The following is a 4,398-nucleotide window of genomic DNA, read 5'->3' on the forward strand; positions in this document are numbered from 1 at the left end:
CGCCTCGATCACGATCTCCTTCGAGCGGCCACCGCCCGGTGGATCACTTCAGCGCAAAAGGCGCCCGCGAGGGCCATGATGAGAACCGCGAAGTCGCCGCGAGAGCCACGGTACAGATGAAGCGAATGACCCACGAACACACCACCGATCGCCGCAACGAAACAGGCGGTCAGGCCAAGGATCAGACCCGTGCGACTGCTCCACGCACGGCCGCTCATCGATTGCCGCCGAGCAATGCGGCGGGCGAAAGCGGCGAGATCGGTCCGAACGGAGTCAGCGGAGTCGCTGCTACCTCGCGCGACGGCATGACAGCGCCGGCAATTCCCATGACAAGCGCAACTGCAATAGTTGCAATGCCAACCCCGCGACGAGTGCGATATGCCGCGCCCGCCGCAACGCGGGCAAGGACAACTTCCTCGATCGCAGCAAAGCCCGCGGGCAATGGCGCCTGAGCAAGCCGCATCAGTATCGTGTCGAGCTCATTCATTGTCAGCACCCTTACCCTCTGACCAAGAATACGTGTCCCGGCGCCGAATCCCTTACTTGCGCGGCCAACGCGGTTGTCATTCGACATCCGCTATAAAATGCAGGATCCGGTCTTCTGAGTTCCCGCCGCGATCTCATTCCTCCTCGCATCTGCCTCATCTCGAGCGCAAATGTCAGCGTTGAGACGCCCGACGGCGCCACGCGTACGCGCCCATGCAATCGCTTTCGCGACCGCGCTGCTGACGCTTTTCTACCTCTTTGTCATTACCACCTTCGTCGCCAACGCGATCGTCCGCCTCAATCGACCGTTCGGCCGCGATTGACAGGACGGGCCGGGAGGTTCTTGTTGGCAGGGTCGAACGAGGATTCACGCTGCACGAGTACTATCGATCGGAGAGAAATCCATGCCCATCGCTCAGCCGATACCGGTGCCTCACGCCGTGCCGCCTGCCGTGCCCGCCATCCGCAAGATCGGCACCGAGGATCTTAGCTGGGCGCTGAGCGAGGGATGGAAGGATTTCAAGAGCAAGCGCGGCGACCTCGTCCTGATCGGCATAATTTATCCGCTGGTCTGCCTGATTGCAGTCATTTTCACCTTCAACGATCCGCTCCTGCCGCTCCTGTTCCCGCTCATCGCCGGGTTGTCGATCGCCGGGCCAGCGGTAGCGTCGGGCTTCTACGAACTCGCCCGCCGCCGCGAGGCGGGCCAGGATTCGCGCTGGCGGCATTTCCTGGATCCGCTCAACGGCCGCAGTCGGGCACCGCTCGCGGCGCTGACCGGCGGGCTCGCTGCATTGTTCATCGGCTGGCTGGTGGTCGCATATGCCCTCTATCTCCTGACCTTCGGGGCCGACGCGCCGCACGGCATCTCCGATTTTCTCGGGCGGCTGTTCTCCACGCGGGAGGGCTGGATGCTGATCATTTTCGGCAACCTTGCCGGTGCGCTGTTCGCGGTGGCGACATTGGTGTTCGCGCTGGTGTCCTTCCCGATGGTGGTCGACAAGCCGGTCGATGCCGGTCTGGCGGTGCGCACCTCGTTCGCCGCGGCGCGCAAGAATCCATGGGAAGTGTTCGGCTGGGGCATGCGTGTCTCGGGGCTGTTGCTGCTGGGCCTGCTACCGGCGGCGATCGGGCTGGCGGTCGTGCTACCATGGCTCGGCTATTCGACCTGGCACCTCTACACCCGGATGGTCGAACGCTAGAGGCTAATCGCTCCGGCCTGGATCGCGAGATACTGCGACCATCGCTGCCGCGCGACGACGTCGAGCCGGACGGGCGCAACGCGTGGCATGAGCGCAAGTCCTTGCCAGCCCATCAGTGCCGTTTCCGCTTGAAGCTGCGCGCGGCGATGCCCCCTCCGATTGCCAGAAGCATCAGGGGCGCCAGCCACAGCGGCGCCGAAACCGGGCTCCACGGCGGGTCATAAGTGACATAGTCGCCGTAGCGCTGGATCAGCCAATTGCGCACCGCCTCGGGCTTCTCCCCCGCCTCGATCCGCTGCCGCACCAGTGCGCGCATGTCGCCGGCCATCTCGGCATCGCTGTCGGCGATCGCCTGGCCCTGGCAGACCAGGCAGCGCAGCGTCTCCATTAGCCGTTTCGCAGCGGCTTCCTTGGCCGGGTCGGCGAGTTGAGTGTTGGCATAGCGTGCGGGCGGAAGGTTGGAATCGGCGAGCGCGGACGACGTGACCATCAGCAGGAGCGCGAACCGAACGGCCCTCATTGCGCCGCCTTCACCGCAGCGATGATCGCCGGCACATCCTCGTCGCGAATGTCGGAGACATGCTGGAGGACGATCCGGCCCTTGCCGTCGATCACGAAACTCTCCGGTACGCCCGACGATCCCAGCGATAGCTGCACGCGCGACTCGACGTCGCTGCCGATGCGGTCATAGGCATCGCCGTTGGCGGCCAGGAACCGCTGCAGCGCCGGCTCCGTGTCGCGCACCGCAATCCCATGGATCGGCACGCCCGCCGCCTTCAGCCGCAGCAGCACCGGAGTCTCCGTCACGCACGGCGCGCACCAGCTGGCAAAGACGTTGAGCAGGCGCGGCTTGCCCTGTCCGAAGTCGCTGCTGGCGAGGCCCGCCTTGCCCGGGACCAGCGGCGGCAACGCAAATGCGGGCAGCGGCTGGCCGATCATCGCCGATCGCACGACCCGTTCGGCCGGCGTGAACAGGCCACTGGCGATGACCAGGAACAGCGCCGCAAAACCAAGTAATGGCAGCCACAGCAGCGCCCGCTTCATGCCGCGAATGCCTCCTGCCGCGCGATCCGCCGCTCGCGCCGCACCCGGCCGAGCAGCGCCAGGGTACCACCGAACGCAATCATAGCCCCTCCCAGCCAGATCAGCGTCACAAACGGCTTCCACCACAGCCGCAGCGTCCACCGCCCGCCTTCGCCCTGCGGTCCGAGGACGGTGTAGAGCTGGCCGTCGAGGCGCGTCGAGATGGCGGATTCGCTGGTCGTCGTCGGCGGGTTGGAAAAGAAGCGCGATTGCGGGGTGAGGACGAACGGTGTGCCGTCGCCGCGCCGGACGCTCAACCGTGCCTCCAGCGCCGACCAGTTGGGGCCAACGATGGGCGAGATGTCGTCGAGGGTCACCTTGAACGGGCCGACGTCGTGCGTTTCGCCAATGCGCGACGCGACCAACGTCTCCTTTGTGAACGCGCTATCCGACGCCATCCCGGCCAGGCTGACCGCGATGCCGAGGTGGGCGATGACCATGCCAAAAGTGAACAGCGGCGTGCGGCGCAGGCTCCGCCCCCACAGCGGCGCGACGCTGGCAACGGCGACTCCGGCGGCAAAGACCAGGCCCAGCAACGGCAGGATGCCGATGCCCGGCGCAAGCAGCACCAGCGCAACGAGGGCTACTGCGAACACCGCCACTGGAATACGAACGCGCTTCAACGCCTCACCCAACCGGTCCCGCCGCCACTTGAGCAGCGGCCCGACCGCCATCACCGCCACCAGCGCCAGCGCCAGCGGCCCCGCCGTGCGGTTGAAGAAGGGCGGGCCAACCGACAGCTGCACCCCGAACGACGAGGCGACGATCGGGTAGAGCGTGCCGATCAGGACGATGCCGAGGATGACCGTCAACAGCAGGTTGTTGACGACCAGCGCGCCCTCGCGGCTGACCGGCTCGAACGTCGACCCCTCGCGGATCGTGCCAACCCTCAGCGCGAACAGGATCAGCGCGCCGCCGATGTAAATCGCCAGCAGCGCGAGCAGGAAGCTGCCCCGCGACGGATCGACCGCGAACGCATGGACGCTAGTCAGGATGCCCGAGCGGACGAGGAAGGTGCCGACCATCGACATCGAGAACGCCACCACCGAAAGCATGATCGTCCAGGCGCGCAAGCCGTCGCGCGTTGCCAGCACGGTCACCGAGTGGAGCAGCGCGGTCGCCGCCAGCCACGGCATCAGGCTGGCATTCTCGACCGGATCCCAGAACCACCAGCCACCCCAGCCGAGCTCATAATAGGCCCAGTAACTCCCCGCCGTGATGCCCAGCGTCAGGAATATCCACGCGCCCAGCACCCACGGCCGCATCGCCCGCGCGAACGCTGGACCAACATCGCGTGTGACCATCGCCCCGACCGCGAAGGAGAAGGCGATCGAAATGCCGACATAGCCGAGGTACAGCGTTGGCGGGTGGAACGCCAAACCGGGGTCCTGCAGCAGCGGATTCAGGCCATTGCCATCGGCCGGCGCCGGATCGACCCGCGCGAACGGGTTCGAACTGAACAGCAGGAAGGCGTAAAAGCCCAGCGCGATCGCCGCCTGCGCACCGAGCGTCGCCACCAGCGTCTCGCGCGGCAGCCGCTTTTCGAACAGCGCCACCGCCGCCCCGGCGATGCCCAGCACCGTCACCCACAGCAGCATCGATCCTTCGTGGTTGCCCCATGCGCCGG

The 4,398-nt window shown here is 66.3% G+C and carries 6 protein-coding genes; 2 read left to right on the forward strand and 4 right to left on the reverse strand.

The genetic code is table 11. The features are described 5' to 3' along the window. Window positions 1-214 precede the first annotated feature (214 nt). The gene (locus tag RMN84_RS11760) at window positions 215-487 is read right to left on the reverse strand and encodes a hypothetical protein (RefSeq protein ID WP_309612355.1); all 273 of its coding nucleotides are present in this window, start codon (window positions 485-487) and stop codon (window positions 215-217) included. A 169-nt stretch (window positions 488-656) separates the two neighbouring features. Between RMN84_RS11760 and RMN84_RS11765 the strand changes: the two genes are divergently transcribed. Both RMN84_RS11765 and RMN84_RS11770 read left to right on the forward strand, forming a co-directional pair. Further along, the gene (locus RMN84_RS11765) at window positions 657-809 is read left to right on the forward strand and encodes a hypothetical protein (RefSeq protein ID WP_309612356.1); all 153 of its coding nucleotides are present in this window, start codon (window positions 657-659) and stop codon (window positions 807-809) included. Window positions 810-890: 81 nt separating this feature from the next. Further along, entirely contained in the window at window positions 891-1,688 is a 798-nt protein-coding gene (locus RMN84_RS11770; protein ID WP_309612357.1) for a DUF2189 domain-containing protein, read from the forward strand. Between the two features lie 112 nt (window positions 1,689-1,800). Here the strand turns inward: RMN84_RS11770 and RMN84_RS11775 are convergent, their stop codons facing one another. The 3 genes from RMN84_RS11775 to RMN84_RS11785 form a co-directional block, all read right to left on the reverse strand. After that, the gene (locus RMN84_RS11775) at window positions 1,801-2,208 is read right to left on the reverse strand and encodes a cytochrome c-type biogenesis protein (protein WP_309612358.1); all 408 of its coding nucleotides are present in this window, start codon (window positions 2,206-2,208) and stop codon (window positions 1,801-1,803) included. Then, window positions 2,205-2,732, reverse strand: coding sequence for a redoxin family protein (locus tag RMN84_RS11780; protein ID WP_309612359.1), 528 nt, complete (start codon window positions 2,730-2,732; stop codon window positions 2,205-2,207). The genes RMN84_RS11775 and RMN84_RS11780 overlap by 4 nt, the downstream gene beginning before the upstream one ends. Next, a partial coding sequence (locus RMN84_RS11785) for a heme lyase CcmF/NrfE family subunit (protein ID WP_309612360.1) occupies window positions 2,729-4,398 on the reverse strand: 1,670 nt, incomplete at its 5' end. The genes RMN84_RS11785 and RMN84_RS11780, both read right to left, overlap by 4 nt.

The organism is Sphingomonas sp. (assembly GCF_031380695.1).
GTDB lineage: Bacteria > Pseudomonadota > Alphaproteobacteria > Sphingomonadales > Sphingomonadaceae > Sphingomicrobium.

Coding starts and splice junctions, on each gene's coding strand:
- RMN84_RS11775 (WP_309612358.1), bottom strand. CDS start 2,208: ATGAGGGCCGTTCGGTTCGCGCTCCTGCTGATGGTCACGTCGTCCGCG.
- RMN84_RS11760 (WP_309612355.1), bottom strand. CDS start 487: ATGAATGAGCTCGACACGATACTGATGCGGCTTGCTCAGGCGCCATTG.
- RMN84_RS11770 (WP_309612357.1), top strand. CDS start 891: ATGCCCATCGCTCAGCCGATACCGGTGCCTCACGCCGTGCCGCCTGCC.
- RMN84_RS11780 (WP_309612359.1), bottom strand. CDS start 2,732: ATGAAGCGGGCGCTGCTGTGGCTGCCATTACTTGGTTTTGCGGCGCTG.
- RMN84_RS11765 (WP_309612356.1), top strand. CDS start 657: ATGTCAGCGTTGAGACGCCCGACGGCGCCACGCGTACGCGCCCATGCA.